The organism is Kitasatospora sp. NPDC085464 (assembly GCF_044541955.1).
In the GTDB taxonomy this organism is placed as follows: domain Bacteria; phylum Actinomycetota; class Actinomycetes; order Streptomycetales; family Streptomycetaceae; genus Kitasatospora.
Map to the genome: position 1 here is coordinate 1 of NZ_JBITTM010000008.1, position 25,802 is coordinate 25,802.

The window sequence follows — 25,802 nt, forward strand, 5'->3', positions numbered from 1 at the left end:
ATTCGGGGTCAGCCGGATGACCGCCCGGGCGGCCGTTCAACGACTCGTCACGGAAGGTCTGGTGTACCGGGTGTCCGGGCGCGGGACATTCGTCGCGGAACCGCCGACCCACCGTCGCGCGGAGAACCTTGTCCGATTCAGCGAGGAAATGCGCAGACAGGGCCGGAAGCCCTCGTCACAACTGATTTCGGCGAGCCTCCGGGCCGCCCTGCCGGAGGAGGTCCACCGGCTGCGGCTGCGGAGGTCCGCCCGGGTCGTGGAGGTCGCCCGGGTGCGGCTGGCCGACGGGATCCCCACCGCACTGGAACGGGCGGTGTTCCCCGAGGGCCTGGCCGCGCTGCTGGAGGTCGACTTCCGCACGGCGTCGATGCACGAGACGCTCGTCGGGCTCGGCCGGACACCGACCCGCGGACACTCGTCCATCAGGGCCGCCACGGCCGGCGAGCGGGAGGCGGAGCTGCTGGCGGTGGCTCCGGGAACCGCGCTGCTCGTCGAGGAGCGCCTCATCACGGACCAGGACGAGCTCCCCCTGGAGCTCACCGAGACCCGGTACGTGGGCGACAGGTACGCGCTGGACGTCGCCTTCGAGGTCGATTGCTGAGCGCGGAGGCGTCTCCCGGGGGCGAACGGCGCCGACCGAACCACGCAGGATGAATTTCCGGCGGGGGAACTGCACGATCGGCGGGCGATCCCGCCCGCCGATTCCGGTGGTGGAATGAAACACAGGCGTGGAGGGAACAACCTTGTACGCGTACCTGATGACCTCGCCCGGGAAACTGGAACGCACCCGGGTGCCCGATCCGGAATGCCGCGAGGACGAAATCCTGCTGCAGACCGAAGCGGTTTCCATCTGCTCGACCGACGTCTCCTACTTCCGCGGCCACCTCTTTCCGGAGGACTGGCCGATCATTCCCGGGCACGAATACGTGGGAAGGGTCGTCGAAGTCGGGAAGCGGCTCCGGGACGACGTCCGGCCGGGCGACCGGGTGACCTACTGGGGGCAGACCGACTTCGGCGGCATGGCCGAGTACCGGGCGCTCCGACCGCTCTTCCCCGGCCGGCTCGGCGTCGAGACGGCCTGGTACACCGGCCGCAACTTCTACGACGCCGACCAGGCCGCGGCCGTCGTCCTGCCGCCGCACGTGCCCTCGGATCTGGCCTCCGTCATCGAACCGCTGACCTCCGTCCTGCGGTCGTTACTGCTCAACCCCCCGAAACCGGGCGACACCTGCGTCGTCCTGGGCTGCGGCCCCAGCGCCCAACTGGCCGTCCAGGTGCTGCACCGCCACCTCGGCGCCGGCCCGATCACCGTGCTGGACCGCAACAGCGACCGGATGGCCGTCGCGCTGCGCCACGGCGCCTCCCGCGCCTTCAACACCGACACCCAGGCGGCGGAGCTCGAAGCGTACGTGCGTGAACACCACGACCAGTACGCGGACTACGTGTTCGACGCGCTGCCGCACATCGCGGCACCGCGGCGCTCCGCCGGGCAGGCCGACGGCCCGGGCAAGGACATCCGGGAGATCGCGATGGGCCTGCTGCGCCCCGGCGGCTCGTACGTCATCTACGGCGCGACGGCCGTCCCGCAGCGGCTCAACACCTGGATGATCCTGGCCAAGGGACTGAAGCTGCTCTCCACGCCCTTCGACGTCCGCTCGTTCCCGATGGCCCGCTCCGCGCACGTCACCGCCGTCGCCCTGCGGCTGGTCGAGTCCGGCCTGGTCGACCCCGCCCCGCTGATCACCACCCGGGCCTGCCTCGACGACGAGGACGCCGTCCGCGAGGCGTTCACCGGCTACGGGCGGGGCGCCTCGATGAAGACCTCGCTGCTCGCCCCGTCCGTCCTGCTCGACCACGTTCGCCGCTCGGCCGCGGCGGCCACCGGGGCCCCCGCGACCACCGCCACTGCCCCTGCCACTGCCCCCGCCGACGGAGCCTTCGCCGAGCAGGCCGGGATACCGGGGTGACCGGCACGTCGGTGCCGGTCGGTGCGGATCGCCGCACACCCGTCTTCGTCCGGGACCGGCTGACCGCCACCGCCTACGCCGGCCTGGCCGTCTACGCCTACCTCCTGTACGCACTCGGCCCGCTGCTGCCGCTCCTGCGCCAGGACCTGCAGCTGTCGTACGCCCTGATGAGCCTGCACTCCACGGCCTTCGCGGCCGGCGCGATGCTCACCAACCTGCTGTTCCGCCGCCTCCGCGCCCGGCTGGGCCACCGGCTGCTCTTCTGGTCCGCGCTCGCCGCCCTGGCCCTGGGCTCGCTCCTGCTGGCGACCGCGCTGTCGGCCGCCGTCACACTCGGCGCGGCGGTGCTCGGAGGCGTCGGCGGGGCGCTGCTGCAGACGACGGCGCTGGCGGTGCTGGCCGAACACCACGGCGCGCAGGAGTCCCTCCGGGCACGCGCCCTGGTCGAGGCCAACGCGGCCGCGAGCGTCAGCGCCCTCGCCGCGCCCCTGGTCGTCAGCGGCCTGGAGGGCGCCGGGGTGTCGTGGAACTGGTCCCTGGTGCTGCCCGCCCTCGCGCTCGCGGCGATGTACCCGGTACTCCGCCACGAACCGCTGCGCCCACGCCCCGCCACCCCCGCCACCTCCGCCACGACCGCCGCCTCCGCCGCGCCCGCCCGGGGCGTGGTGGAGGCCCGGCGGCCGGCCGGCGCGTTCCCGCTGCGGGCCGCCCTGTGCGGCCTCGTCGTGGGCTTCGAGTTCTGCCTCGCCTACTACGCCGCCCCCCTGCTCACCAGCGCCTTCCACCTGACGGACAGTCAGGCGTCGGTGGCACTGGCGCTGTTCTACGGGGGCGAGCTGATCGGCCGCCTGGCGGGGAGCCGGCTCACGGCCGGCACCCGCCCCACCCGCTCGGCCGCGCTGGTGGCCGGCGCCCTGACCGTCGCCGCCGTCGGCTTCCTCGCCCTGTGGCTCGCCCCCACCACGTGGCTCGCCCTGGTGGGCCTGACCCTCGGCGGCCTCGGCGTCGCCAACCTCTTCCCCCTGACCCTCTCGCTCGCGGTGAGCACGGCGCCCGGCCGCACCGACCAGGCCACGGCCCGCGTCCAACTCGCGGTCAGCACCTGCATCATGCTCGCGCCCCTGCTACTCGGCACCCTGTCCGACCACCTCGGCGTCCGTTCGGCCTTCGGCCTCGCCGGCTGCCTGCTGCCCCTCGCCGCGCTGCTGCTCGCCGCCGGGCGAAGCCGCCCGGCCGCCGCCGACGCGTCCCCCTCGGGAGTCACCCCGCATGTCCGTCACTGAGAGCTCCGCCAAGGCCCGCGACACGCTGGCCCGCAACCACCGCACCGGCTTCTCCCGGGCGGCCCAGCGCAGTTACGACTTCACCTGCCCCTCCCCCGACAGCTACCCCTTCCAGTGGGCCTGGGACAGCAGCTTCCACGCCGTCGCCCTCACCCACGTCGACACCCGGCGAGCCCGGGACGAACTGCGCTCCCTGCTCAGCGCGGTCACACCCACCGGCTTCCTGCCGCACATGGTCCTCTGGCAGGACGACCTCCGACCGCGCGCCACCGCGGACTTCAGGATCGACCTCTGGGAGGGGTGGCGGTCCGTCACCATCGCGCCGCCCGTGGTGGCCCGAGCCGTCGAGCGGGTGTACCGGGCGACCGGCGACGACCTCTGGCTGCGCCGCGTCCTGCCGCCGGCGCTCGCCTTCTTCCGCTGGCTCAGGGACCACCGGACCAGCCCCGGCACCGGGCTGCTGGAGATCTACCAGCCCGACGAGTCCGGACTCGACAGCAGCCCCAAGTACGATGCCGCGCTCGGCATCCAGGCCGTCCCCGAGGGTGCCGTGCACACCGCCTGGCACCGCGCCATGCGGTCGCTGATCACGGCCTACGCCTCCCCCGCCCGCACGCCCGAGGCCCCGCTCCGCGACCGGAGGCTGTTCGTCTGGAACGACGTGCTGGTCAACACCGTGTACGCCGACGGGCTGGCCTGCCTGGCACGCCTCGCCCGGACCGCCGGGCCGAACGGGCGCACGGCGGACCGGCTGGCCGAGGAGTCCCGCGCGATCGGCGCCGCGCTGATGCGGCACTGCTGGGACGAGGCCGACGGCGCCTTCCACGACCTCGACCTCGTCGCCGGGCGGCGCAGCGACGTCCTCACGGCGAGTGCGCTCCTGCCCGTCCTCCTCGACTCCGTGCCGGACACCGCCGCACACCGGGTCATCGAACAACACCTCCTGAACGAGCGGGAGTTCTGGCTCCCCCACCCCGTCCCCAGCGTCGCCGCCACCGAGCCGTCCTACGACCCCTCGTTCCGCACCGGGGCCATCTTCCGCGGCTCCAGCTGGGTCAACCTCAACTGGTACCTGTACTGGGGCCTGCGCCGACGCGGCTATCGCGCGGAGGCCGACACGCTCGCGACGCGCACCTGCGCCCTCGTCGCCGCCTCGGGCACCCGGGAGTGCTACGGCCCGGAGGACGCCGCCGGGCACGGCGCACGCTCCTTCGGCTGGAGCTCACTCGTCCTCGACCTGGCCGCCGCGACGACCGCCGAGCCGACGACGGCCAGCGGTCCGACCGCCACGCCGGAGGAGGACTGACCATGGCCAACTGGGGTTTCCTGGGCGCCGGTTCGATCGCCGCCTCCAGCCTCGCACCCGCCGTCCACACGGCCGACGGCCCCCGCCTGCACGCCGTCGCCGCGACCGACCCCCGGCGCGCCCGCGCCCTCGACCCGGCCCGGGTGTACACCCACTACCAGGACCTGCTGGACGACCCCGACGTCGACGTCGTCTACGTCGCGCTCCACAACAGCGCCCACCGCCCCTGGGTGGAGCGCGCCCTGCGGGCGGGCAAGCACGTGCTGTGCGAGAAGCCGCTCGGGCTCACCGCCGCCGAGGTGGGCGCCATGACCGCCACCGCCCGCGCCACCGGACGCCTGCTCGTCGAGGCGGCCTGGAACCGCTGGCATCCACGCACCCGGGACCTCGAATCCATGATCACCCGCGGCGCGGTCGGCACCGTCCACACCGTCACCGCCCGGTTCGACGGCCTCGCCCCCGCCGCCGGCAACTACCGCCTCGACCCGGCCCTCGGTGGCGGCGCCCTCTACGACGTCGGCTACTACGCCGTCGCCGCCGCGCTCGCCGCCTTCGGCTGGCGGAGCCCGAGGGTCGTCCGGGCCGAACAGGACCACTGGCACCCCGGCTCCGCCGACTCCGCCACCCGCTTCCTGCTCGACTTCCCCGGCCGGGGCACGGCCGAGATCGGCTGCTCGCTCGTCGGCGGTATGTCCGAGACCTTCACCACCACCGGTACGGACGGCTCCATCACCCTCACCCCGCCGGCCTTCTGCGCCGGCTCGGCCCCCAGCATGCTCACCACCAGGGGAACGCCCGCCGCCGAGGGCCACCACCGCCACTACCCGCCGCAGGACCCCTACCGCCTCATGGTCGAGTCGATGGACGCCGCGGCCCACGGCGACAGCGGTGCCCACCTCGTCCCGCTCGCGCAGTCGCTCCTCATCGCCACCACCCTGGACTCCGTCCGCAGCCGGCTCGCCCGGCAAACGGCATGACCCTCGACCGCTGAGCCTCGCCCGCCCGGGCCCCGCAGCCGGTGCGCCCCGCGGCCGCCCGGGCAGGCGGTGCGGGGCGCCGGGCGCCGGGCGTTCAGAGCGTGCGGCGCACGCCCGCCTGGCGTTCCAGGTTGCGGAGCTGGACGGCCAGATCGCCGTGGACGGCGGCGCGGGCGGGGCCGCGGCGGCCGATCGGCAGCACCTCCTCGGCCCGCATGTCCTCCAGCATCAGGGCGAACGCCGCGTACGTCGCGACGAGCGCCACCAGGAGACCGAGCGCTCCGGACGTGCGCGTCAGCCACTCGGCGCCCGTGAGGCCGGCGAGCCCGGTGGCCGCCCAGCGGGGCAGCGAGGCCGCCAGCACGAACCAGAGCGCCCGCTTGGGCCGGGTCACGGCGGTCATCAGCGCCCCGAAGCAGAGGAACGCCAGGTTGAACACGCCCAGCACGCGCAGGCCGTCGGCCGCGCCGGTGAACATGACGAGCGCGTAGGCCAGCCAGCTGCCCGCGAACACCCCCATGAGCGTCGCCGCGATCACGTCGCGGGCGCCGAACGCCAGGACGCTGACCAGGAGTTGCAGGGCGAAGGCAGGCAGCACGCACAGCGCGACGGCGCCGCGCGCCTGCGGCCCGAGGATCCCCAGCTGGAGGCAGCCGGTCATCACGGAGGCGATCGCCACCGTGAAGAAGCCCAGCGGCATGGGTGAGGCGATGGGACGCAGGTTGATCCGGGTCATCGACCGGAGGTCCGGTTCGAAGCGGCGTTCCCGGGGAGCGCCCGCCCGGTCGTCCGGTGCGTCGTCGGGGGAGGCTGTGGTCATCGTACGGATCCTCGTTCGGTGGTCGTCGCGGGGGCCGAGGAACCCGCCGCCCCGGCGGCTCGGCACGCCCCGACGCTACGACCGGCGGGCCGGCCCCGCTGTGCGCCCCGCGCCCGGAGGCCGGCACGACAGCGCACGACGACCAGACACCCCACGACAGCGCACGGGCGGAGGCGCCCCGCCACGAGGCCGCCGCGGCTCAGCCTGTGAGCCGGAGTCACAGGATCACCGCCTGTCTGGCTGGCCGCCCGAGCGGTCCGCAGGATGGCCGCATCGGACGTCCTGTCAGCCGTCGCGCGGCCGCTACCGCCCGCCGTCCGAGGGTCGGCCGCGCCCGTACGAGAAGGTGGTACTTCACCGTGAGCAGCATCTCCGACCCGCCCCTGCCCGACCGGGCCGAGGACGTCCCGCCGGTGGACACGTCGGCGCGGGGCTTCGACCGGTGGCGCTACGCCGGGGTGTTCCTCCTGCTGTTCCTGTTCGGCACGGAGACCTTCCTGGTCTCGCCGCTGCTGCCGACCATCGCGGACTCGGTCCACACCAGCGAGGCGGCCGCCGCCTCCAGCGTCACGGCGTACGTGCTGGTGTACGCCGTCGCCGCGCCCTTCCTCGGACTGCTGAGCGACCGCTTCGGCCGCCGCCGCACGCTCGTCGCGGGCAGCCTGCTGTTCGTCCTGTCCAACGCCGCGGCGGCGCTGTCCACCGGGCTGACCCTGCTGGTGGTCTCCCGCGCGGTGGCCGGGCTGGCGGCGGCCGCGGCCGGGCCGGCGATCTGGGCGCACATCGCCGAGACCGCGCCGGAGGCGGTGCGGGGGCGGGCGCTGGGCCTCGGGATGGCGCTGTTCTCCTGCGGCCAGGTGATCGGCGTGCCGCTCGGCGGCTTCCTGGCCGGGCTGGCCGGCTGGCGCTCGGCGTTCTGGGCGCTGGCCGTCGGCACCGCAGCGGCCGTGCCGCTGCTGCTGCGCCAGGTCCGGGGCCGTGCACCACAGGCACCGGCCGAGGCCCGGGCGCCGCGGGTGGGTGCTGTCCGGGCGATCCTGGCCGGCTGGGCCGACCCGACCCTGCGCCGCGCCCTGCTGGTCAACACCGTGTTCAACACGGCCAACCTGGGCGCCTACACCTTCCTCGGCGCGGTGCTGGTGCAGCGCTTCGACCTGTCGGTGCAGGCACTCGGCCTGGTGGGCGTGCTGGTCGGCGCCGGCAGCATCGCCGGCTCGCTGCTGGGCGGCCGCCTCGGCGACCGGGCCAGGAGCGCCGGGCGCTTCGACCTGCCGCTGCTGCCGCTGTGGGGCGTCCTGCTCGCGGTGGGGATCACGGTCGCGGCCAAGGGTCCGGGCCTGGTGCTCGCCCTGGCCGGGGTGACGGTGTGGTTCCTGGCGTCGGGCGGCTTCGTGACGGACCAGCAGACGCTGGCGGGCACCGTCGCCCCCGAGCTGCGCGCGACCTCCAGCGCGTGGCTGACCTCGACCATGTACGCGGGCACCGGGGTCGGCGCCTGGGCGGTGGGCGCGTTCGGCGACGTCGCGGACGGCACGCTGCTGGTCGGCGGCGGACTGGCCCTGCTGGCCGCGCTCGGCGCGGCGGCGGTGAGCCTGGGGCTGCGCCGGGCGAGCGCGGCGAGCCCGGCCGCCACCACGACCACCACAGCCCCGGCCACGGCCACGGCCACCACGGCCACGGAGAAGGTCTGAGGCCCCGACGGGCTCAGCCCACCCGGCGCTCCTGCTCCGCACCGCCGACCGCGCGCAACGGATGCTCGACCAGTTCGGTCATCCGCGCCCGGTCGGCGTCGCCGCGCGGGGTGAACAGCAGCACCGTCGCCGAGGGGTCGTCCACCGGGTGGAAGGAGGACAGGGTCAGCCGGACCGGTCCGAGGCCGGCCGGCTCGACGGTGACGGTGCGGACGGTCAGCTCCGCCACCGAGTGGCACCCCCACCAGTGGCGGAGCTCCGGCGCGTCCTCGTCCAGGTGCCGGTAGACCTCCCGGGTGCGGGGGTCGGCGAGGGCGGGGCCGGCCTGGGCGCGGAAGTGCTGGAAGACGTTCATGGCGAGCGGTTCCCAGTCGCGCAGCACCGCGCGCACCTGCCGGTGGGCGGCCATCACCCACATCAGGTTGCGCCGGTCCGCGGGCACGCACTCGGGCGAGCCCCAGAGCGCGGCCCACGCGGCGTTCCAGCCGCGCAGGTCGAAGTGCCGGTCGAGCAGCACGGCCGGGCTGGCGGTCCAGGAGTCGAGGACGGGCTGGATGGCCTCGGCGATCCGGCCGCTGCCCTCCGGGCCGGCGGCCTGCGCGGGCTCGTGGTACCCGGCCAGGCGCAGGGCGTGCCGCAGGCCGGCGTCGTCCAGCCTGAGCACGCGGGCGATGGCCTCCAGCACCTGCCGGGAGGCGGCGACCCTGCCCTGTTCGACCCAGGTGTACCAGGCCAGGCCGACCCCGGAGAGGGAGGCGACCTCCTCGCGGCGCAGGCCCGGGGTGCGGCGACGGGTGGTGGCGGTGAGCCCGACGTCGGCGGGCTTGAGGAGTTCGCGGTGGGCGCGTAGGAACGCGCCGAGTTCCCGTCCGGCGGGGGGAGTTGACACGGGGGCTCCTCGGCCATGCAGGTCGGTCCGGTGGTGACAGGCCTCAGCGTAGGCGCAGCCCGCCGCTCCTCCCAGGGGTGAGCGGCGGGCTACACATGCTGTTAACGATCCGGGCTAGCGGGGGGTCAGCGTCCAGAGCCGGACGGCCATGTGGCTGACGTGTCCGCGCTCCCGCTGTCGGCGCCAGGCGCTCTCGCCGACGGCGCGGAAGAACGCGGCGCGCTGCTCCTCCGGCACCAGTCGGCTGTAGTAGTCGCCGAAGGTGGCCGCGTGGAAGTGCTCGTACTGCGCGGCGCTGTCGACGGTGACGACGGCGTCGCGCTCCCGGTGCGCGGCGACGGCGAGGTGTGGGGCGATCACCGCCGTGAGGCCGTCGACGGTCCTGGTGCGGGTCGCGATCGGCAGCACCCCGCCGCGGGCGAAGGCGCCGGGCACCTCGTCCTCGGGGGTGCCGAGGGCGACCAGGGCGTCGCGGACGAGCTCGTCCTCGCCGCCGAGGCCGTGCTCGTCCCGGGCGGGGTGGTAGGTGGTGAGCAGGAACGTGCCGCCGGGGGCGAGGTGGGCGGCGGCCCAGGCGAAGATCCGTTCCTCGTCGGGGTGGAGCCAGTGCAGCACCGAGGTCTGGGTGATCACGTCGGCGCGGAAGGGCAGCGGTTCGGGCGCGGTGAGGTCGGCCCGGTACAGGGCGGCCCGCTCGCCGTACGGCCGGAGCCGGGCGGCGGCCTCGTCGATGCGGTGCTCGGAGCGTTCCAGGCCGACGGCGCGCCGCAGGGTGGGGAAGCGTTCCAGGGCGGCCTGGAGCAGCTGGCCGATGCCGCTGCCGAGGTCGATCAGGGTCTCGGGGGCGCCGGTGACCTGGTCGAGCACCCAGTCGCGGTCCTGGACCTGGCGCAGCCGGCTGGCGTCGGCGTACCCGGCGAGGGTGCGGGCCTGGATCTCGACGGCGGACGTGCTCACTTCTCGTTCTCCTCGGTGCCGGTGGGCCGGTCGACCAGGTCCAGCAGGCGCGCGCGGGCCCCGCTCTGGTCGTACCGCTTGAAGATGTTGATCCGGTTGCGCGTGAGGTCGCCACGGTGCACGTACTCGTAGAGGTCCTGGCGCTGGCCGAAGCCGTCGCCGGTGAGCTCCCAGGCGATCCGGAACAGCCGGGACTTGCGTTCGGCGTCGATGCCGCGGCCGCGCATGTAGCGGTCCAGGTGCGGGCGCAGCCGGGGGTGGGCGAGGTCGGCGGCGGTGGGCTGGATGAGCAGGCCCGAGGCGCCGATCCGGCGGACGATCTCGACGGCGCTGCCGGCCACCTCGGCCGACCAGACCCGGGAGGCGGCGGTGTCGCCGGGGGCGAACAGGCCGCCGTCGGTGAGGCCGCCGCGGGCCTCGGCGGCGTCCAGGAAGTACTCGGTGAGTTCGGCGTAGCCGGCGAGGCGGCCGAGGTCCTCCTGGACGTTGCGGAAGCCGTCCACGCCGATCGACTCGGCGACGAGGGTGGCGGTGGCGAGCAGGGTGCGCAGGCGCTCCCGGTAGCGGACGTGGCCGATGTAGGCGCTCCAGGCGTTGATCCGGCCGAGGCCGAGCCGAGCGAGGGCGGCGTCGCGCAGCAGGAAGACGCGGTCCCAGGGCACCAGGACGTCGTCGAAGAAGAGCATCGCGTCCTGCTCGTCGTACCGCGCGCCGAGCGGGTGGGCGTGGCCCCAGGGGGCACTGCCGAGCGGTTCGCGGGCGAGGGTGACCAGCCCGGGGGTGTTGAGCGGCAGGGCGAACCAGCTGACGAACTGCTCGCCGCGGCCCTCGGTGAAGGAGGCGGAGAGGTAGACCAGGACCTCGTGGGCGAGCGGGGCGAGGGTGGTGAGCTGCTTGGCGCCGCGCACCACGATGCCCCGGTCGTTCTCCTCGATGACGCGCAGGGCGAGGTCCGGGTCGTCGAGCGGGTCGGCGGAGCGGTCGATCTGGGGGTCGCCGAGGGCGTGCGAGAGGACGAGGTCGTTGGTGGCGCAGTACCGGTACCAGGCTTCGGCGTTGGCGCCGAAGCGCGGGTCGGCTTCGGCGAGCCGGTGCCGGAAGTCGTGGACGCCGACGGCGATGGAGGCCATGAAGGCGGGTGAGCGGCCCTGCTGCCCGAGGGCTTCGGCGTGCCAGAACTCGGCGCTGCGGCGCTGGAGCCGGAGGTCGTCGAGGGTGCGCGGGGGCTGGTAGGCGCGGGCGAGGCGCAGCCCGCTGTCCGGGTCCTGCCAGGTGAGCAGTTCGCGGTGGTCGGGGTCGTGCTGGAGGTCGAGCAGGCGGGCCAGCTCGTCGACGGCCGGTCGGAAGGCCGGGTGCCGGGCGGGGTCGGAGATCCGCCGGCCGTCGAGGTAGAGCTCGCGTCCGTCGTCGAGTTCGGCGCGGTAGCGGTCGCCGGTGAGCAGGCCCCGGGCGGTGGCGGGCGCGCCGCGGCCGGTGGTGGTTTCCAGCAGTGTCATGCGCGGACTCCGGTGGTGGTGAGGGGGGTCGGGGCCAGGAGGCGGTACTGGCCGTCGTGGTAGAGGAGGGGTTCGCCGTCGGCGCGGTCCGCGGCTGCGACCCGGCCGATCAGGATGGTGTGGTCGCCGCCGGGGAGGGCCGAGTGCAGCCGGCAGTCGAACCAGGCCAGGGCGGACTCGACGAGCGGCGCGCCGGTGGCGGCCGTCCGCATCGGTACGGCGGTGAAGGTGCCGCTCGCGCGTCCGGCCCCGGGGGTGGCGAACCGCCGGGCCACGTCGGCCTGGTGGGCCGTCAGGACGGACAGGCCGAAGCGTCCGGAGGCTTCGGCGGCGGCCACCAGCGGGCTGTGCCGGCCGACCGCGACGGTGACCAGCAGCGGGTCGAGGGAGAGGGTGCTGAACGAGGAGACCGTCTTGGCGAAGACCTCCTCGTCGGCGGTGGTGGTGACGACGGCGACCCCGGTGGTCCAGCCGCGGGAGGCGGCCCGGAAGTCCTGTTCGGTGGCGTTCCCGGCGGATCGGGTCAGGGCTCCGCTCATCGCAGCCCCACCCGGTAGGCGCGCAGCCACTCGTCGACCTGGACCAGGTGGTCGAGGCCGCCGACGGGGTTGGGCGCGGTGCGCGGACTGGGCAGCGGCCGGCCCTCGGCGAGCAGTCGGCGGACCAGCTCGCGGTCCACCAGCTCGAAGACCGGCGCGTTGGGGTCGGCCAGCAGTTCCTGCGCGCGGGCCGTGAGCACCTCGGTGTAGCGGACGGCGGGGGTGGAGGGGTAGCCGCTCTTGGGCCGGTCGGCGACCTGCGGCGGCAGGAGGTCCCGGACGGCGTCCCGGAGCAGGCCCTTGGCCCGGCCGTCCGGTGCCTTGAGCGCCCACGGGACGTTCCACAGGTACTCCACCAGCCGGTGGTCGCAGAACGGCACCCGCACCTCCAGGCCGACCGACATCGACACCCGGTCCACCCGGTCCAGCAGCGGCGGCAGCCAGCGGGTGAGCGCCAGGTGGAAGACCTCGCGGATCCGCGCGTCGCGGGCCGACTCGCCGTCCAGGCGCGGCACTTCGCCGAGCGAGCGGTGGTACGCGGCCGCGGTGTACTCCTCGGGGCGCACCTCGGCCCGGACGTCCGCGCGCAGCAGGTCCGCCGGGGTGGCCCTGCCGTGCAGCCACGGGAAGGTCGTCGCGGCGACCGCGTCGGTGTCGTGGAAGTAGGGGTAGCCGCCGAAGATCTCGTCCGCGGCCTCGCCGGAGAGCGCGACGGTGGAGCGCCGCCGCACCTCCCGGAACAGCAGGTGCAGGGAGGCGTCCATCTCGCCCCACCCGGGGCGGTCGCGGGCGCGCAGGACGGCGTCGCGGGCGTCCAGCAGGTCGTCGTCGGGCACCAGGACGGTGGTGTGCAGGGTGCCGATGTGCTCGGCGGCGGCCTCCACGTAGGGGGCGTCGCGGGTGGTCCGCCAGGCGTCGGGGGTGCGGTCGGCGCTGCCGGGGAAGTCGACGGAGAAGCTGGTGATCTTGCCCTGGCCGGCCCGTTCGCGGGCGGCGGCGGCCAGCGCGGTGACGGCGCTGGAGTCGACGCCGCCGGAGAGCAGGGTGCACAGCGGCACGTCGCTGATCAGCTGGCGCTCGACGGCGTCGGCGAGCAGCTCCCGGACGGTCCACCGGGTGGTCGCGGCGTCGTCCCGGTGCTCGGCGGACTCCGGCCGCCAGTAGCGGACTTCGCGGGTGGCGGTACGGGTGACGACCACCAGGTGGCCGGGCCGGACCTCGTGCAGGCCGCGGAAGAGGCCGTGGCCGGCGCTCGGCGCGGCGGGCAGCGCGAACAGCTCGGCGATGCCCTCGGCGTCCAGTTCGGCGCGGAACAGCGGGTTGGCGAGCACCGCCTTCGGCTCGGAGCCGAACAGCACGCCGCTGCGGTGGGCGTGCCAGTACAGCGGCTTGATGCCGAGGTGGTCGCGGACCAGCAGCAGCTCCGCGCGCCGGGTGTCCCACAGGGCGTAGGCGTAGATGCCGTTGAACCTGGTCGGCGCCGACCTGCCCCACTGGAGGTGGGCACGCAGGACCACCTCGGTGTCGGAGCGGGTGCGGAAGACGTGCCCGAGGGCCTCCAGTTCGGTGCGCAGCTCGCGGTGGTTGTAGAGCTCGCCGTTGTAGGAGAGGACGGCCGTCGGGTCCGCTCCGGGGCGGTCGGCGAGCGGCTGCGCGCCGCCGTCCGGGTCGATCACGGACAGTCGGCGGTGGCCGAGGGCGGCGTGCCGGGAGAGCCAGAGGCCGTCCGCGTCCGGGCCCCGGCAGGCCAGAGTGGCGGTCATCTCCCGGACGGTCCGGGCCTGGTGGAGCAGGTCGGTGTCCCAGTCGATCCAGCCGGTGATTCCGCACATCTCAGGACTCCCCGGGTTCGTCGGTGGCGGTGGGCCCGGTCGTTCCGGCGGGCGGCCCGGGCTCGGTCGAGGTCGCGGTCACGGGCTCGACGGCGGTCGCGGTCGCGGTCGCGGTCGCGGGCTCGACGGCAGCCGCGGTCGCGGGCTCGTCGGCGGTCGTGGACTCCCAGCGGCAGCCGTGGCCGGTCGGGCCGTGGGTCAGCCGGTGCGCCGGCCGGTAGCCCTTGGCGCGGATGTTCGCGGACAGCGCCTCGGTGCAGTAGGTGCAGGGCGAGGCGAGGGTCAGCCGGACGCCCGAGCGCCGGGCCTTCTCCCGGTAGTCCCAGATCGCGCAGTGCGTGATGGTGAGCGCCGCGTGCTCCGGGCCGGGCGGCGTGTCGTCGTCGAACTCGTAGTGCGAGCCGTACAGTTCGGCCTGCCGGGCGATCCGGTGGATCGGGTCGGCGGCGCCCCGGCCGTGGTCGGGCTCGACCTCCCGGTGCACCTCGGCGTTGGACCGGGCCCAGTCGCCGAGCACCTGCTCGCCGTAGCGCAGGACGAGGAAGCGTTCCATCAGCGCCTGGTCGCGGAAGAACACCCGCTGCCACTCGACGGCCGGCGCGTCCGGCCCGGGCAGGTCGGCGAAGAGCTCGGACTGCAGGACGAACCAGTCCGTGAGGTGCAATTCGTCCCCGCGTGACACCAGGTACCGCGTCAGGCCGGCCTCCGCCTCGTGCAGCCGCTGCCGCCAGAGCGCGGACCGCTCGGCGTCCGGCATCCCCCGGTACGGGGACCTCGGCTGCTCCGCGCCGGGGTGCCGTTGGCTCGCGGCTGCCAGGACCGCCGTACGCGGGCCGGCCTCGCCGCCCGCCCGGGCAGCGGAGCCGGTCGGAGCGCCGGTCCCGTCGGACACACCCCCCATCGGGCCATCTCCCTTCGGCTGAACGATCCTTCGGACCGTCGTGTCGTCGTCGTTCCCGCCACGCTACGAAGCGGCCCGCGCGGCCCGGTAGCCCCGAACGGCGCCGGTCGGGGCGCCGATCGTCGCCGTGCGGATGCTCCGAAGGTCGCCCTGCGCGAGCCCTTCCCGCCCCTCCCGGGAACCGCGCGCCACCCGCCCGGCCCCGGCGCGACCAAGCGCGGGCCCCGGGCACGACGAAGGGCGGGCCCCGCGTACCGGCGGGACCCGCCCTCGGGCGGTGACTGCGTGTCTGCGTGTCTGCGTGTCCGGGCGTCCGGGCGTCCGGACGTCCCCGTGGGGGCGGCGGCGGGACTACCCGGCGAGCCCGTGGCGGTGGGCGTAGAGCGCGGCCCGCAGCCGGTCGGGCTGCCCGATCTTGCGCATGGCCTGGGTGAGGTGCTTCTTCACGGTGGCCTCGGCCAGGGCGAGTTCGCGCCCGATCTCGGCGTTGCTCAGCCCGAGCCCCAGCTTGACCAGCACCTCCCGCTCCCGCTCGGTCAACCCGGCGCGCTGCGGCGGCAGTTCACCCAGGTGCCGGACGGGGGCCGCCGCGTGGATCCGGGCGGGCGGCGGCGCCGGCAGGAACACCGACGCGCCGGCCGCGGCGAGTTGGACGGCGCCGATGATCCGCTCACCGGCCAGGTCGAGCGGGAAGCACCCGCCCGCTCCGGCCAGCAGCATCCGGGAGGCCTCGGCGGTCGACTCGGCCCGGCGCAGCAGCAGGACCCGCGCGTCGGGCGCCCCGTCCGGTCCGCGCAGTGCCACCACGGTCGCCAGGTCCTCCTCCAGGCTGGCGCCGCGGCCGAGCAGCACGACGTCGGGGGCGATCCGGCGCACGGCCGCCACCGCGCGCAGTGGGTCGCCGGTGGAGCCGACCACCGTCAGGCCGGGCGCGGTGGCCAGCACGCTGCGCAGTCCGGCGCTGGCGACGGAGTGCCGCTCGACCAGGAAGACCCGGGCGAGCGCGGTGCGGTCGCGGTCCTCGTCCACGCACATCGGGTGGCCGCAGCCGCAGCCGGCCGCAGCCCGGCCCGCGGCGGGCGGCGCCGGTTCGGCCAGCAGCTGGTGACCGGCGATCAGGTCCAGCGGGTTGTCGGTCTCGGCCTGCGGCCGGTCCGGGGCGGTGGCGGTGACGGTGGCGGGGGCGGTGACGGGGCTGGTGGCGGGGACGTCCCCCGCACCGGTGCCGCCGCAGGTGCTGCGGCGGGCGGGGAGCCGCCGGCCGCGCGGGCCGGTCGGGGCGGTCGGCCCGGCGAAGGTGCTCACTGCTGCCATCGGGCACCTCCGGGGGCGGAGGCTGGATGTCTGTGGTGTGGCATGGCGATGCGGTCCCCCTAGCCGGCGGCCGGTCGGCCGCCATGGACGCGGTGTGCTGCGGCGGGGATCCGTCGGGGACGCGGACGGGCGTCGGGCGCGGATCCGGGAGAGGAGGGAGCGCCGACCGCGGCGGATGTGGACCGGGGCGGTCAGCGCGCGGCGCGCGGTCGACAGAGCTCGTCGAAGGACCTGCGGTGCCACGAGCCGCCGATCCCCACCAGGGTGAAGTCGGTCCGCCGGATAGCCATGCCGGGAACCCTAGGTCCGGTTCCTTGTGCAGGTCAAGGACGGGACCGGGCCCCGGCAGCCCCGGCAGTGGCGCTCCCGCCACCGCGGATCCTGTGACCACGGGTAACAGCATCAGGAACTGACTGGCTGTCCGGGCCGTCCGTCCGCAACGCTCCTCCAAGCGGCCGCGGCCGTCGCGACGGCGCCCCGACGGCGCCGGCGACCCCCGTCCCGTACGGCCGAACGCCCTTGCCCCGACGGCGTAATGACGGCCCGACACCCCGACCGGAAGGAACAGCACCGCCATGCCCGCGCCACCCCACCGGCCCGCCGCCGGCCCGCCCGGCGCCCCGTCCCGGAGGGCCGACGGGTGACCGGGTTCCTGCTGCGCCGGCTCCTGCCGGCCGTCCCCACGCTGCTCGGCGTCACCGCCGTCGTCTTCGCGACCGTCGCGCTCGTCCCGGGCGATCCGGTCGCCGCCTTCCTCGGTCCGGGCGCGCCGCCCGAGGCCCGCCGGGAACTCGCCGAACGGCTGGGCCTGGAACAGCCGTTGCCCGTCCGCTACGCCGACTGGCTCGGCCACGCGCTCACCGGCGACCTCGGCACCTCCGTCTCGGGACAGCGCCCGGTCGTCGACCTTCTGCTCCCCGCGCTCGGCCAGACGCTCGTCCTGACCGCGGCCGCGTTCCTGCTGGTCCTGGTCGGCGGGGTGGCGCTCGGCGCCCTCGGTGCGCTGCGCCCGCGCGGTCCCGGCGGCCGGATCTCCGGCGCGCTGTCCACCCTCGCGGTGTCCGCCCCGCAGTACTCGGTGGCGCTGCTGCTGATCGCCGTCTTCGCGGTCGGGCTGCGCTGGCTGCCGGCCGGCGGCACCCACGACGTGTTCGGCCCCGGCGGCCCGGCCGACCTCGCCCGGCACCTGGTCCTGCCGGCGGTCGCCGCCGCGCTCGTACCGCTCGGGCTGACCGCGCGGGTGTTCCGGGCGGCGCTGGGCACCGTCCTGGCCGGTGAGCTCGCCGACTCGCTGCGCGCCCGCGGCCTGCGCCCCGCCGCCGTGCTGCGGCACTGCGTGCACAACGCCTCGCCCGCGCTGCTGACCATCGGGGGCCTGCAACTCGCCTACCTGCTGGAGGGGGTGGTCTTCGTGGAGACCCTGTTCGCCTGGCCCGGCATCGGCCGGCTGCTGTACGACGCGCTCACCGCCCGCGACCTGCCGCTGGTGCAGGGCGGGGTGCTGGTGGTGGCGGTCGCGTTCGTCGGCGTCAACGTCCTGGTGGACGCGGCGCACGCGGCGATCGACCCGCGGGTGAGGATCTGACGTGTCGACTCCGTGGCTCAGACGCAACCTCGGCCTGGCCGTGCCCGGCACCCTCGCCGTGCTGCTCGTCCTGCTCGCCCTCGCCGCCCCGCTGGTCGCCCCGTACGACCCGGCCGCCGGACGGCTCGCGGACCGGCTGCTCGACCCCGGCAGCCCCGGCCACCCGCTCGGCACCGACGGGCAGGGCCGCGACCTGCTGAGCCGGCTGATCTGGGCCGGGCGCGCCTCGCTCACCGGCGGGCTCGTGCCGGTCACCGTCGCGACCGTCGCCGGCACGCTGCTCGGCATCACGGCCGGGCTCGGGGGCCGCCTCACCGAGCAGGCGCTGCTGCGCGCGCTGGACGTGCTCTACGCCTTCCCCGGTGTGCTGCTGGCGATCGCCGTCGCCTCGCTGCTCACCCCCGGCCTGGGCGCGACCGTGCTCGCGCTGTCCGTGGTGCTCACCCCCGCGGTCGCCCGGGTCGCCTTCACCGAGGCCCGGCGGATCCGCAGCTCCGAGTACCTGGAGGCCGCCCGGGTCAGCGGCGCCGGCCGGAGCGCGCTGGTGCTGCGCCAGGTCGCCCCCGTGGTGGCGCCGGTGGTGCTGGTGTACGCCTCCTCGCTGGTGGGGCTGGCCGTCGTGTACGCCGCCGGGCTGTCCTTCCTCGGGCTCGGCGTCGCACCGCCGACCGCCGAGTGGGGCGCGATGCTGGACGAGCTGCGGCCCGCGCTGCTCACCCACCCGTGGGTGGCGGTGCTGCCGGCCCTCGTCATCCTCGCCGTCTCGGTGGTGTTCAACACCCTCGGCGAGGCGCTGCGCACCCGCGTCGGCGACGGCGCCGCACACCTGCCGCGGGCCGTCCCGGCGGCGCCGCGACGAGCCGCGGAGCAGGTGGTCCGGTGAGCGCGCTGCTGGAGGTCGACGGCCTGTCCGTCGGGTACCCGGGAGGCGTCCGGGCCGTCGACGGGGTCTCCCTCGCCCTGCCGGCCGGCGGCGCCCTGGTGCTGCTCGGCGAGTCCGGCAGCGGCAAGACCACCGTCGCCCGTACGGTGCTCGGGCTGCCCGGGCGCGGCGCCGCCGTCACCGGGGCCGTCCGCCTCGCCGGGACGGACCTGCGGGCGCTCGACGAGCGCGCCCTGTGCGACGTCCGCGGCCGGCGGATCGGCTACGTGCCGCAGGACCCGGGCGCCTCGCTCGACCCGCTGCGCCGGATCGGCCCGCAGATCGCCGAGGTGCTGCGCCGGCACGGGAGTGCCACCGGTCGACGGGCCGCCCGCGCCGCCGTCCCCGGGCTGCTCGCCACCGCCGGCGTCCCGGATCCGGAGCGGGTCGCCCGGGCGTACCCGCACGAGCTGTCCGGCGGCCTGCGCCAGCGCGCCGCGATCGCCCTCGCGATCTGCTGCGGCCCGGAGCTGCTGATCGCCGACGAGCCGACCACCGCGCTGGACGCCCTGGTCCGCGGCCGGATCCTGGACCTCTTCGGGGCCCTGCGCGCCGACTGCGGCATCGCCCTGCTGCTGGTCACCCACGACCTGGCGGTGGCCCGGCGGATCGGCGGCACGGTGGCCGTGATGCGGGCCGGGCGGGTCGTCGAGCTCGGCCCGGCCGAGCGGGTGCTCCACCGACCCGACCACGCCTTCACCGCCGCCCTGGTGGCCGCCGAACCGGGAGCCCGCCGGTGAACCACGACGCCACGGCTCCCCTGCTCGCCCTGGACCGCGTCGGCAAGCGCTACGGCGACCGGACGGCCCTGCAGGGCGTCAGCCTCGCCGTCGCCCCCGGCGAGACCGTCGGCCTGGTCGGCGAGTCCGGCTCCGGGAAGTCCACCCTGGCCCGCCTCGCGCTCGGCCTGCTCGCCCCGGACTCCGGCACCGTCCGCTTCGCCGGCCGCGACCCGTACCGGCTGCGCGGCCGGGCCGACCGCGCGCTGCGGGGCCGGCTGCAGTTCGTCCCGCAGCACCCGCGCGGCTCGCTCAACCCGGCGCTGCGGGCCGGGGAGGCGGTCGGCTTCGCGCTGCGGCTGCACGGCACGCCGCGCGCCGAGCGTGCCGCGGCCGTCGCCCGGCTGTTCGCGCAGGTCGGTCTGGAGCCCGCGCTCGCCGCCCGCTATCCGCGCGAGCTGTCCGGCGGGCAGCTGCAGCGGGTGGCCGTCGCCCGCGCCCTGGCGACCGGGCCCGACCTGCTGGTCTGCGACGAGCCGACCTCCGCCCTGGACCGCGCCGCGCAGGCCCGCCTGCTCGACCTGCTCACCGAGCTGCGCGAACGCACCGGCCTGGCCTACCTGTTCATCTCCCACGACCTCGCCGTCGTGCGCCGCCTCGCCCACCGGGTGCTGGTGCTGCGGCACGGCCGGGTGGTCGAGGAGGGCCCCGCCGACCGGCTCTGGGACTCCCCCGCGCACCCGTACACCCGGGCCCTGCTGGACGCCGCCACCGGCGCCGCCCCGCCCGCACCCGGGCTCCCCCGCACGACGAACCACCTGACCACCGACCACATCTGACGAGGAACCACCATGACGCGCACCGCCCGTACCCGCTCCAGAGCCGTCGCCCTGCCGGCCGCCGCCGTCCTGCTCGCCGCGGCGGCCGGCTGCGCCGGGCCCGGCGGCGGCTCCGGCGACGGCTCCACCGGGGCGGGCGGCGGCACCGGCCGCGGCGGGACCCTGGTCATCGGCGCCACCGGCAAGCTGCCCAACACCGACACCGTGATCGGCGGCGCGGGATTCGAGGGCAAGCGGCTGGTCTCCTTCCAGCTGTACGAGGGCCTCACCCGCTACGAGCTGCTGACGGACACCGACAAGCCGCCGGCGGTCACCGGCGCCCTCGCCACCGACTGGCAGGTCGCGGCCGACCGCAGGACCTGGACCTTCACCCTCCGCAAGGGCGTGAAGTTCCAGGACGGCACCCCCTTCGACGCCGACGCCGTGGTCTTCAACCTGGCGCGCTACCTCGACAAGAGCAGCCCCGAGTACACCGACGCCCTCGGCGCCGCCGCCGCGGAGTACGCGGGCGACATCGCCTCCTACCGCAAGACCGACGCCGACCACGTGGAACTGGTCACCAAGGAGCCCAACGGCCACTTCCCGGAGGACCTCGCGCACGTCCTGATCGCCAGCCCCACCGCCGTCCGCAGGACCGGCTCGGCGGACTTCGCCCGGCACCCGGTCGGCACCGGCCCGTTCTCCTTCGTCTCGCAGACCGAGGGCCAGCAGATCGAGCTCGCCGCCAACAAGGACTACTGGCGCGGCGCACCCAGGCTCGACCGGCTCGTGATCAAGGCCCTGCCGGACGCCGCCGCCCGCACCGCGGCCCTGCGCTCCGGCGGCGCGAACTGGATCGAGTACCCGAATCCGGACGACATCGACAGCCTGAAGGCCGACGGCGTCACCATCGCCACCAACAGCTACGACCACCTGTGGTACTGGATCCTGGACACCTCCAAGGCCCCCTGGAACGACCCGCGGGTGCGCCGGGCCGCCAACTACGCCATCGACCGCCGGGCCATCGCCGAGAAGCTGCTGCACGGCACCGCCGACCCCGCCTACCAGGCCGCGCCGCGCGCCACCGCCGCCTACGACCCCGCCGGCGACGCCTACTCCCACGACCCGGCGAAGGCCCGGCAGTTGCTCGCCGAGGCCGGTCTCCCGAACGGCTTCACCACCTCCGTCACCGTGCCCACCGGCGGCAGCGGCAACCTGCTGCCGGTGCCGATCGCCGAGGCCCTCCAGCGGGACCTCGCCGCCGTCGGCATCAAGGTCGAACTGCGCACCACCGACTGGACCACCCTGATCGGCGCCGAGGCCAAGGGCCAGGTGGCGCTCGGTTCCGACGCCGTCGCCCAGTCCACCACGCTGTTCCAGTCCGAGGCGCTGCTGCCGCTGTTCATCGGCTCCACGAGCCCGTTCTGGACCGGCCACTACGCGAACCCGCAGGTCGACCAGCTGCTCGCCACCTCCGCCGCCGACGCCGACCAGGCCGCCCGGCAGACCGGATACCGCAAGGCCCTCACGCTCGTCACCCAGGACGCGCCCTGGCTGTTCGTGGTCAACGACCGCAATCCGCGGGCCCTTTCGCCGAAGGTCCACGGACTCGTCCAACCGCAGTCCTGGTTCCTCGACCTGACCACCGTCTGGGTCGGCTGAGCCCCGCCCCCGAGTCCCACAGAACGGAAACCCGCCCGATGACCAGCCCGCACCCGCCGCACCACCACACCGAGACCGAGCCGCCCAAGTGGGGCATCACCCTGCCCCTGCCGGGCCTGACCATCGACCGGCACCGCTTCCTGGTCGAGCGCCTGCCCGACCTCGGCTACACCGACGTGTGGAGCGCCGAGGGCGGCGGCACCGACGCCTTCACCCCGCTGGCCGCCACCGCGGCGTGGTCCACCTCGCTGCGGATCGCCACCGGCATCGTCCCGGTGCACACCCGCGGTCCGGCGGTGCTCGCCCAGACCGCCGCGACGCTCGCCCAACTGGCGCCCGGCCGGGTCCTGTTGGGCATCGGAGCGTCCGTCCCCGCGCACGTCACCGACATCAACGGCATCCCCTTCGACGAGCCGTTCAAGCGCACCCGGGACGTGCTGCGCTTCGTCACCCGGGCGCTGCGCGGCGAGTACGTCACCGGCGGGTTCGACACCTTCGACATCACCGGCTACCGGCTGCCGCACCCGCCGGCCGAACCGGTCAAGGTGATCCTGGGCGCGCTGCGGCCGAACATGCTCAGGCTCGGCTTCACCGAGGGGGACGGCGCCATCACCAACCTGCTGTTCCCGCACGACGTGCCGAAGATCCTGGACACCGTCGGCCCGCAGCCGCCCGGCAAGGAACTCGTGGTCAAGGTCTTCGTCTGCCCCACCGAGGACACCGACTACGCCCACCGCGCCACCCGGCCGTTCCTGGCCTGGATCCTCAACCGCGAGCCGTACCGGAAGTTCCACGAGTGGCTGGGCCACGGCGAGTTGCTCGCCGAGACGCACCGCCTCTGGGCCTCGGGGGACCATGAGGGCGCCCAGAAGGCCCTGCCGGACGAGGTCGTCGACGGGCTCTTCGTCAGCGGCTCCCCGGAGGAGTGCCGCGAGCGCATCCTGGCCTACCACCGCCCGGGCGTCACCACCATCCAGTTGTACGTCTCGCTGCCGCCCGAGGTGTTCGTCAGCCGGGCCAAGCTGCTGGACACCCTGGCCCGGCTCGGCCCGGCCGCCCGCTGACCCGCCCCTCCCCCGCCCGCCCCACTTCCCGACCGTTTCCCGTCCACCTTCCCGTCCGAGTTCCCCCGAGGAGAGCCCGTGCCCCTGGAGATCCGCGGCGGGGTCCGCGCCGCCCCCGTCCCCGGCAGCACCCCGCAGGAGCGCCAGGCCCTGCGCTGGGCCCCCGACGGCCGCGACCGCACCGCCGACCCCGCGTACGTCGCCCGCACCGCGCGCGAGAACGAGGAGGACGGCCTGGACAGCGCCCTGGTGGTGCAGTCCAGTTCGTGGCCCGACCCCTGGCTGGTGGCCTCCTGGGCGCTGGCCGCCACCAGCCGGCTGCGCGTCGCCGTCGCCCACCGGGTCGGCACCACCGCGCCCACCGTGGCCGCCCGCACCCTGGCGACCCTGGACCGCCTCTCCGGCGGACGGGCGGCGGCGCACGTCATCATCGGCTCCAGCGACCGCGACACCGCCCGCGACGGCGACGTCCTCGACAAGGCCGGGCGCTACCGCCGGGCCGAGGAGTACCTCGACCTGTTCACCCGCTACCTGGCCGCCGACCGCGACATCGACCACGAGGGCGAGTTCTACACGGTGGCGGCCGCCCGTCCCGGCCTGCGTCCCGGACCGGGCGGCGAGCTGCTCTCCTTCGGCGGCTCCTCACCGCAGGGCCTCGACCTCGCGGCCCGCTACGCGCAGGTGTACGCCGTCGGCCCGCTGCCGCTGCCCGACACCCGGCGGCGGATCGCCGAGGCCCGCGCGGCGGCCGCCGTCCACGGGCGTTCGCTGCGGATCTGGCGGCACGTCACCGTCGTCCTCGCCGAGACGGACGAGGAGGCCCGCGACCGCGTCCGCCGACTGCGCCGGGACGCCCTGCGCCTCACCTCCGGCGGCGCCGACGGCCGCTGGCGCGAGGCCGTCCAGCTCGACCGCGACCGCGAGCGCGGCCGCTCCGACCCCGACCACGGCGACGAGCAGGTGGCCGCCTACATCCGCCGCTCCCTCACCGCCGCCTACGCGGGCTCCCCGGCCACCGTCGCGGCCCGCATCGGGCTGCTGCGCTCGGCGGGCGTGGACATCGTCCAGCTCGACCTCTCCGTGGAGACCGATCACGACCGGGAGCTGCGTCGCGCCCTCGTCCGCCACCTGCGCGCCGGGCTCGGCACCCCGGCCGACCGCCGCGACTGGTGAACCGCACCGACCGCCCGAACCCCGCGCCCGAGGGCGTCAGCCGTACAGCGCCACCCGGGGCTGGATGGTGCCCGGCGAGGCCTTCAGCACGGTGATCCGGTAGTGCTGGGTCAGGGTGTGGTGGCTGTGCAGGACCAGCTTCGCCGACGTCAGGGTGGTGAACAGCGTGCCGGTCTGGCTGCCCAGCGGCACCGCCCTCCAGTGGCCGCCGCTCAGCACCTCCAGCTTGACGTTCGCCGGGGTGAGGAAGGGCCCGTCGTCCGGCGACTCGACGAGGATCTGCGGGGCGACGGTCTGGTCCGCCGCCGTCGGGTTGCGGTAGGTGACGGTGATCCGGTGCGGCGCGTGGTCGGACGGCAGCGGGCGGCTCGGCAGGTCGACGAAGGACGTCGGCACGGCGACCGCCACCGCCTGCGGGGCGGAGGCGGCGGAGACTGCGGGGGCAGCGGCGGCCGGGGCCGCGGCGGCGACCGCCGGCGAGGGCAGCGCGAACCCGGCGGCCGGCAGGGCGGCGAGGGCGGTCAGGGCCAGGGCCCGGCCGAGGAGCTTCCTGGTCGGCATGGCGGCCTCCTTCGATCGTTCTCGGCTCCCCGGACGTCCACCGGTGGCCGGATCTACCCGTCCACCCTGCACTCCGACGGCCCAACGCGCATCCGCGCCGGACCGGGCCGCCCGCCCGGGCCCGCCCCGCGAGGTCCGGGAGCCGCCCGGTGCCGGGGCGCCGACAATGGCGGTAGGGGTCCGTAGCCGGCGGGGGCCGGATCCGTCGAACGGCCCGGCCCCGGGCCATCCCCACCGAAGGGTGTGAGCCGCCATGACCACCACCGTCGCCGCCTACGCCGCACCCGCCGCCAGGGCCCGGCTTGAGCGCACGACCGTCACCCGCCGCTCGGTCGGTGAGCACGACGTCCTGATCGACATCGCCTTCGTCGGCATCTGCCACTCCGACATCCACCAGGTCCGCGAGGGCTGGGGCACCGCGATCTTCCCGATGGTGCCCGGCCACGAGATCGCCGGCGTCGTCGCCGCCCGGGGCCCCGGCGTGGCGGCGTTCGCCGTCGGCGACCGGGTCGGCGTCGGCTGCATGGTCGACTCCTGCCGGGTGTGCCGGAACTGCCGGGCCGGCCTGGAGCAGTACTGCTCCGACGGCCCGGTGTGGACGTACAACGCCGTCGGCCGCGACGGGCAGCCCACCTACGGGGGCTACTCGCAGAAGATCGTCGTCGACGAGAACTACGTCGTGCGCATCCCGGACGCCCTGCCGCTGGACGTGGCCGCCCCGCTGCTGTGCGCCGGCATCACCACCTACTCCCCACTGCGGCACTGGCACGCCGGCCCGGGCCGGACGGTCGCCGTCGTCGGCCTCGGTGGTCTCGGCCACCTGGGCGTGCAGCTCGCGCACGCGCTCGGCGCCCGGGTCACCGTGCTGTCCCAGTCCCTGCGCAAGAAGGACGACGGCCTGCGGCTGGGCGCCGACCACTACCACGCCACCGCCGACCCGGCGACCTTCGAGGAGCTCGCAGGCGCCTTCGACCTCGTCCTCAACACGGTCTCCGCGCCGCTCGACTTCGGCGCCTACCTCGCCCTGCTGCGCACCGACGGCGCGCTGGTCAACCTCGGCCTGCCCGAGGACCCGGTGCACCTCGAACTCCAGTCCCTGAACGGCAACCGCCGCAGTCTGAGCAGCTCGGGCCTCGGCGGCATCGCCGAGACCCAGGAGATGCTGGACTTCTGCGCCGAGCACGGCGTGGCGGCCGAGATCGAGACGATCCGCGCGGACCAGGCCGACGAGGCCTACGAACGGGTCCTGCGCAGCGACGTCCGCTACCGCTTCGTCATCGACACCGCGACCCTCTGACGCCGCGTGCGCCGCCGGGAGCGGTGGCC

At 75.5% G+C, this 25,802-nt stretch carries 23 protein-coding genes and 1 pseudogene; 15 read left to right on the plus strand and 9 right to left on the minus strand.

What is annotated here, in order from left to right; all coding sequences use genetic code 11:
• The 6 genes and pseudogenes from ACIGG8_RS08690 to ACIGG8_RS08715 form a co-directional block, all read left to right on the plus strand.
• Positions 1–82 (plus strand): annotated as a pseudogene (locus ACIGG8_RS08690) (GntR family transcriptional regulator); the annotation flags it as partial.
• A gap of 66 nt (positions 83–148) precedes the next feature.
• Positions 149–601, plus strand: a complete 453-nt coding sequence (locus ACIGG8_RS08695; protein ID WP_396546749.1) for a GntR family transcriptional regulator — start codon at positions 149–151, stop codon at positions 599–601.
• Positions 602–728: 127 nt separating this feature from the next.
• Positions 729–1,967, plus strand: a complete 1,239-nt coding sequence (locus tag ACIGG8_RS08700; protein ID WP_396546498.1) for a zinc-binding dehydrogenase — start codon at positions 729–731, stop codon at positions 1,965–1,967.
• Complete coding sequence (locus ACIGG8_RS08705; RefSeq protein ID WP_396546499.1) at positions 1,964–3,250, plus strand: MFS transporter; 1,287 nt, start codon at positions 1,964–1,966, stop codon at positions 3,248–3,250. The genes ACIGG8_RS08700 and ACIGG8_RS08705 overlap by 4 nt, the downstream gene beginning before the upstream one ends.
• Positions 3,237–4,556 (plus strand): amylo-alpha-1,6-glucosidase, encoded by a 1,320-nt coding sequence (locus ACIGG8_RS08710; protein ID WP_396546500.1) that lies wholly within the window; start codon positions 3,237–3,239, stop codon positions 4,554–4,556. The genes ACIGG8_RS08705 and ACIGG8_RS08710 overlap by 14 nt, the downstream gene beginning before the upstream one ends.
• A gap of 2 nt (positions 4,557–4,558) precedes the next feature.
• Positions 4,559–5,533: a Gfo/Idh/MocA family protein gene (locus ACIGG8_RS08715; protein WP_396546501.1), complete on the plus strand. Its 975-nt coding sequence runs from the start codon at positions 4,559–4,561 to the stop codon at positions 5,531–5,533.
• Positions 5,534–5,627: 94 nt separating this feature from the next.
• On the opposite strand, the gene ACIGG8_RS08720 is transcribed toward ACIGG8_RS08715, so the two are convergent.
• Positions 5,628–6,353: a GPR1/FUN34/YaaH family transporter gene (locus ACIGG8_RS08720; protein ID WP_396546502.1), complete on the minus strand. Its 726-nt coding sequence runs from the start codon at positions 6,351–6,353 to the stop codon at positions 5,628–5,630.
• Between the two features lie 359 nt (positions 6,354–6,712).
• Between ACIGG8_RS08720 and ACIGG8_RS08725 the strand changes: the two genes are divergently transcribed.
• Positions 6,713–8,044, plus strand: a complete 1,332-nt coding sequence (locus tag ACIGG8_RS08725) for an MFS transporter (RefSeq protein ID WP_396546503.1) — start codon at positions 6,713–6,715, stop codon at positions 8,042–8,044.
• A gap of 13 nt (positions 8,045–8,057) precedes the next feature.
• Here the strand turns inward: ACIGG8_RS08725 and ACIGG8_RS08730 are convergent, their stop codons facing one another.
• The 7 genes from ACIGG8_RS08730 to ACIGG8_RS08760 form a co-directional block, all read right to left on the minus strand.
• The gene (locus tag ACIGG8_RS08730; RefSeq protein ID WP_350524654.1) at positions 8,058–8,933 is read right to left on the minus strand and encodes a helix-turn-helix transcriptional regulator; all 876 of its coding nucleotides are present in this window, start codon (positions 8,931–8,933) and stop codon (positions 8,058–8,060) included.
• A gap of 114 nt (positions 8,934–9,047) precedes the next feature.
• Positions 9,048–9,890 carry a class I SAM-dependent methyltransferase gene (locus ACIGG8_RS08735; RefSeq protein WP_396546504.1) on the minus strand — a complete coding sequence of 281 codons (843 nt, stop codon included), beginning with the start codon at positions 9,888–9,890 and terminating at the stop codon, positions 9,048–9,050.
• On the minus strand, positions 9,887–11,386 hold the full coding sequence (locus ACIGG8_RS08740) for a 4-hydroxyphenylacetate 3-hydroxylase family protein (protein WP_396546505.1): 1,500 nt from the start codon (positions 11,384–11,386) through the stop codon (positions 9,887–9,889). Before ACIGG8_RS08740 ends, ACIGG8_RS08735 begins: the two co-directional genes overlap by 4 nt.
• Positions 11,383–11,925, minus strand: a complete 543-nt coding sequence (locus ACIGG8_RS08745; RefSeq protein ID WP_396546506.1) for a flavin reductase family protein — start codon at positions 11,923–11,925, stop codon at positions 11,383–11,385. The genes ACIGG8_RS08740 and ACIGG8_RS08745 overlap by 4 nt, the downstream gene beginning before the upstream one ends.
• Complete coding sequence (gene asnB, locus ACIGG8_RS08750) at positions 11,922–13,757, minus strand: asparagine synthase (glutamine-hydrolyzing) (protein ID WP_396546507.1); 1,836 nt, start codon at positions 13,755–13,757, stop codon at positions 11,922–11,924. Before asnB ends, ACIGG8_RS08745 begins: the two co-directional genes overlap by 4 nt.
• 1 nt (position 13,758) lies before the next feature.
• The gene (locus tag ACIGG8_RS08755) at positions 13,759–14,658 is read right to left on the minus strand and encodes a hypothetical protein (protein WP_396546508.1); all 900 of its coding nucleotides are present in this window, start codon (positions 14,656–14,658) and stop codon (positions 13,759–13,761) included.
• Between the two features lie 351 nt (positions 14,659–15,009).
• The gene (locus ACIGG8_RS08760; RefSeq protein WP_396546509.1) at positions 15,010–15,972 is read right to left on the minus strand and encodes a LuxR C-terminal-related transcriptional regulator; all 963 of its coding nucleotides are present in this window, start codon (positions 15,970–15,972) and stop codon (positions 15,010–15,012) included.
• Positions 15,973–16,612: 640 nt separating this feature from the next.
• Here ACIGG8_RS08760 and ACIGG8_RS08765 point away from each other — a divergent pair.
• The 7 genes from ACIGG8_RS08765 to ACIGG8_RS08795 all read left to right on the plus strand — a co-directional run bounded on the left by ACIGG8_RS08765 (position 16,613) and on the right by ACIGG8_RS08795 (position 23,915).
• Positions 16,613–17,557 (plus strand): ABC transporter permease, encoded by a 945-nt coding sequence (locus tag ACIGG8_RS08765; RefSeq protein WP_396546510.1) that lies wholly within the window; start codon positions 16,613–16,615, stop codon positions 17,555–17,557.
• A gap of 1 nt (position 17,558) precedes the next feature.
• The gene (locus tag ACIGG8_RS08770; RefSeq protein ID WP_396546511.1) at positions 17,559–18,440 is read left to right on the plus strand and encodes an ABC transporter permease; all 882 of its coding nucleotides are present in this window, start codon (positions 17,559–17,561) and stop codon (positions 18,438–18,440) included.
• Positions 18,437–19,219 (plus strand): ABC transporter ATP-binding protein, encoded by a 783-nt coding sequence (locus ACIGG8_RS08775; RefSeq protein ID WP_350524663.1) that lies wholly within the window; start codon positions 18,437–18,439, stop codon positions 19,217–19,219. Before ACIGG8_RS08770 ends, ACIGG8_RS08775 begins: the two co-directional genes overlap by 4 nt.
• Complete coding sequence (locus ACIGG8_RS08780; protein ID WP_396546512.1) at positions 19,216–20,037, plus strand: ABC transporter ATP-binding protein; 822 nt, start codon at positions 19,216–19,218, stop codon at positions 20,035–20,037. Before ACIGG8_RS08775 ends, ACIGG8_RS08780 begins: the two co-directional genes overlap by 4 nt.
• Before the next feature lie 12 nt (positions 20,038–20,049).
• Positions 20,050–21,678 carry an ABC transporter substrate-binding protein gene (locus ACIGG8_RS08785; RefSeq protein WP_396546513.1) on the plus strand — a complete coding sequence of 543 codons (1,629 nt, stop codon included), beginning with the start codon at positions 20,050–20,052 and terminating at the stop codon, positions 21,676–21,678.
• A gap of 38 nt (positions 21,679–21,716) precedes the next feature.
• Positions 21,717–22,742 carry an LLM class F420-dependent oxidoreductase gene (locus ACIGG8_RS08790; RefSeq protein ID WP_396546514.1) on the plus strand — a complete coding sequence of 342 codons (1,026 nt, stop codon included), beginning with the start codon at positions 21,717–21,719 and terminating at the stop codon, positions 22,740–22,742.
• Between the two features lie 78 nt (positions 22,743–22,820).
• Positions 22,821–23,915, plus strand: coding sequence for an LLM class flavin-dependent oxidoreductase (locus ACIGG8_RS08795; protein ID WP_396546515.1), 1,095 nt, complete (start codon positions 22,821–22,823; stop codon positions 23,913–23,915).
• Positions 23,916–23,951: 36 nt separating this feature from the next.
• On the opposite strand, the gene ACIGG8_RS08800 is transcribed toward ACIGG8_RS08795, so the two are convergent.
• Positions 23,952–24,476, minus strand: a complete 525-nt coding sequence (locus ACIGG8_RS08800; protein WP_396546516.1) for a signal peptide protein — start codon at positions 24,474–24,476, stop codon at positions 23,952–23,954.
• 253 nt (positions 24,477–24,729) lie between these two features.
• Here ACIGG8_RS08800 and ACIGG8_RS08805 point away from each other — a divergent pair, with 253 nt between their 5' ends.
• The gene (locus tag ACIGG8_RS08805; RefSeq protein ID WP_396546517.1) at positions 24,730–25,773 is read left to right on the plus strand and encodes an NAD(P)-dependent alcohol dehydrogenase; all 1,044 of its coding nucleotides are present in this window, start codon (positions 24,730–24,732) and stop codon (positions 25,771–25,773) included.
• Positions 25,774–25,802 lie beyond the last annotated feature (29 nt).

Bases quoted from the DNA above. Each gene is read 5' to 3' on its own strand.
- ACIGG8_RS08695 (WP_396546749.1), top strand. From the start codon at position 149: ATGCGCAGACAGGGCCGGAAGCCCTCGTCACAACTGATTTCGGCGAGC.
- ACIGG8_RS08785 (WP_396546513.1), top strand. From the start codon at position 20,050: ATGACGCGCACCGCCCGTACCCGCTCCAGAGCCGTCGCCCTGCCGGCC.
- ACIGG8_RS08740 (WP_396546505.1), bottom strand. From the start codon at position 11,386: ATGACACTGCTGGAAACCACCACCGGCCGCGGCGCGCCCGCCACCGCC.
- ACIGG8_RS08805 (WP_396546517.1), top strand. From the start codon at position 24,730: ATGACCACCACCGTCGCCGCCTACGCCGCACCCGCCGCCAGGGCCCGG.
- asnB (WP_396546507.1), bottom strand. From the start codon at position 13,757: ATGTGCGGAATCACCGGCTGGATCGACTGGGACACCGACCTGCTCCAC.
- ACIGG8_RS08800 (WP_396546516.1), bottom strand. From the start codon at position 24,476: ATGCCGACCAGGAAGCTCCTCGGCCGGGCCCTGGCCCTGACCGCCCTC.
- ACIGG8_RS08720 (WP_396546502.1), bottom strand. From the start codon at position 6,353: ATGACCACAGCCTCCCCCGACGACGCACCGGACGACCGGGCGGGCGCT.
- ACIGG8_RS08790 (WP_396546514.1), top strand. From the start codon at position 21,717: ATGACCAGCCCGCACCCGCCGCACCACCACACCGAGACCGAGCCGCCC.
- ACIGG8_RS08755 (WP_396546508.1), bottom strand. From the start codon at position 14,658: ATGGGGGGTGTGTCCGACGGGACCGGCGCTCCGACCGGCTCCGCTGCC.
- ACIGG8_RS08760 (WP_396546509.1), bottom strand. From the start codon at position 15,972: ATGGCAGCAGTGAGCACCTTCGCCGGGCCGACCGCCCCGACCGGCCCG.
- ACIGG8_RS08710 (WP_396546500.1), top strand. From the start codon at position 3,237: ATGTCCGTCACTGAGAGCTCCGCCAAGGCCCGCGACACGCTGGCCCGC.
- ACIGG8_RS08745 (WP_396546506.1), bottom strand. From the start codon at position 11,925: ATGAGCGGAGCCCTGACCCGATCCGCCGGGAACGCCACCGAACAGGAC.
- ACIGG8_RS08715 (WP_396546501.1), top strand. From the start codon at position 4,559: ATGGCCAACTGGGGTTTCCTGGGCGCCGGTTCGATCGCCGCCTCCAGC.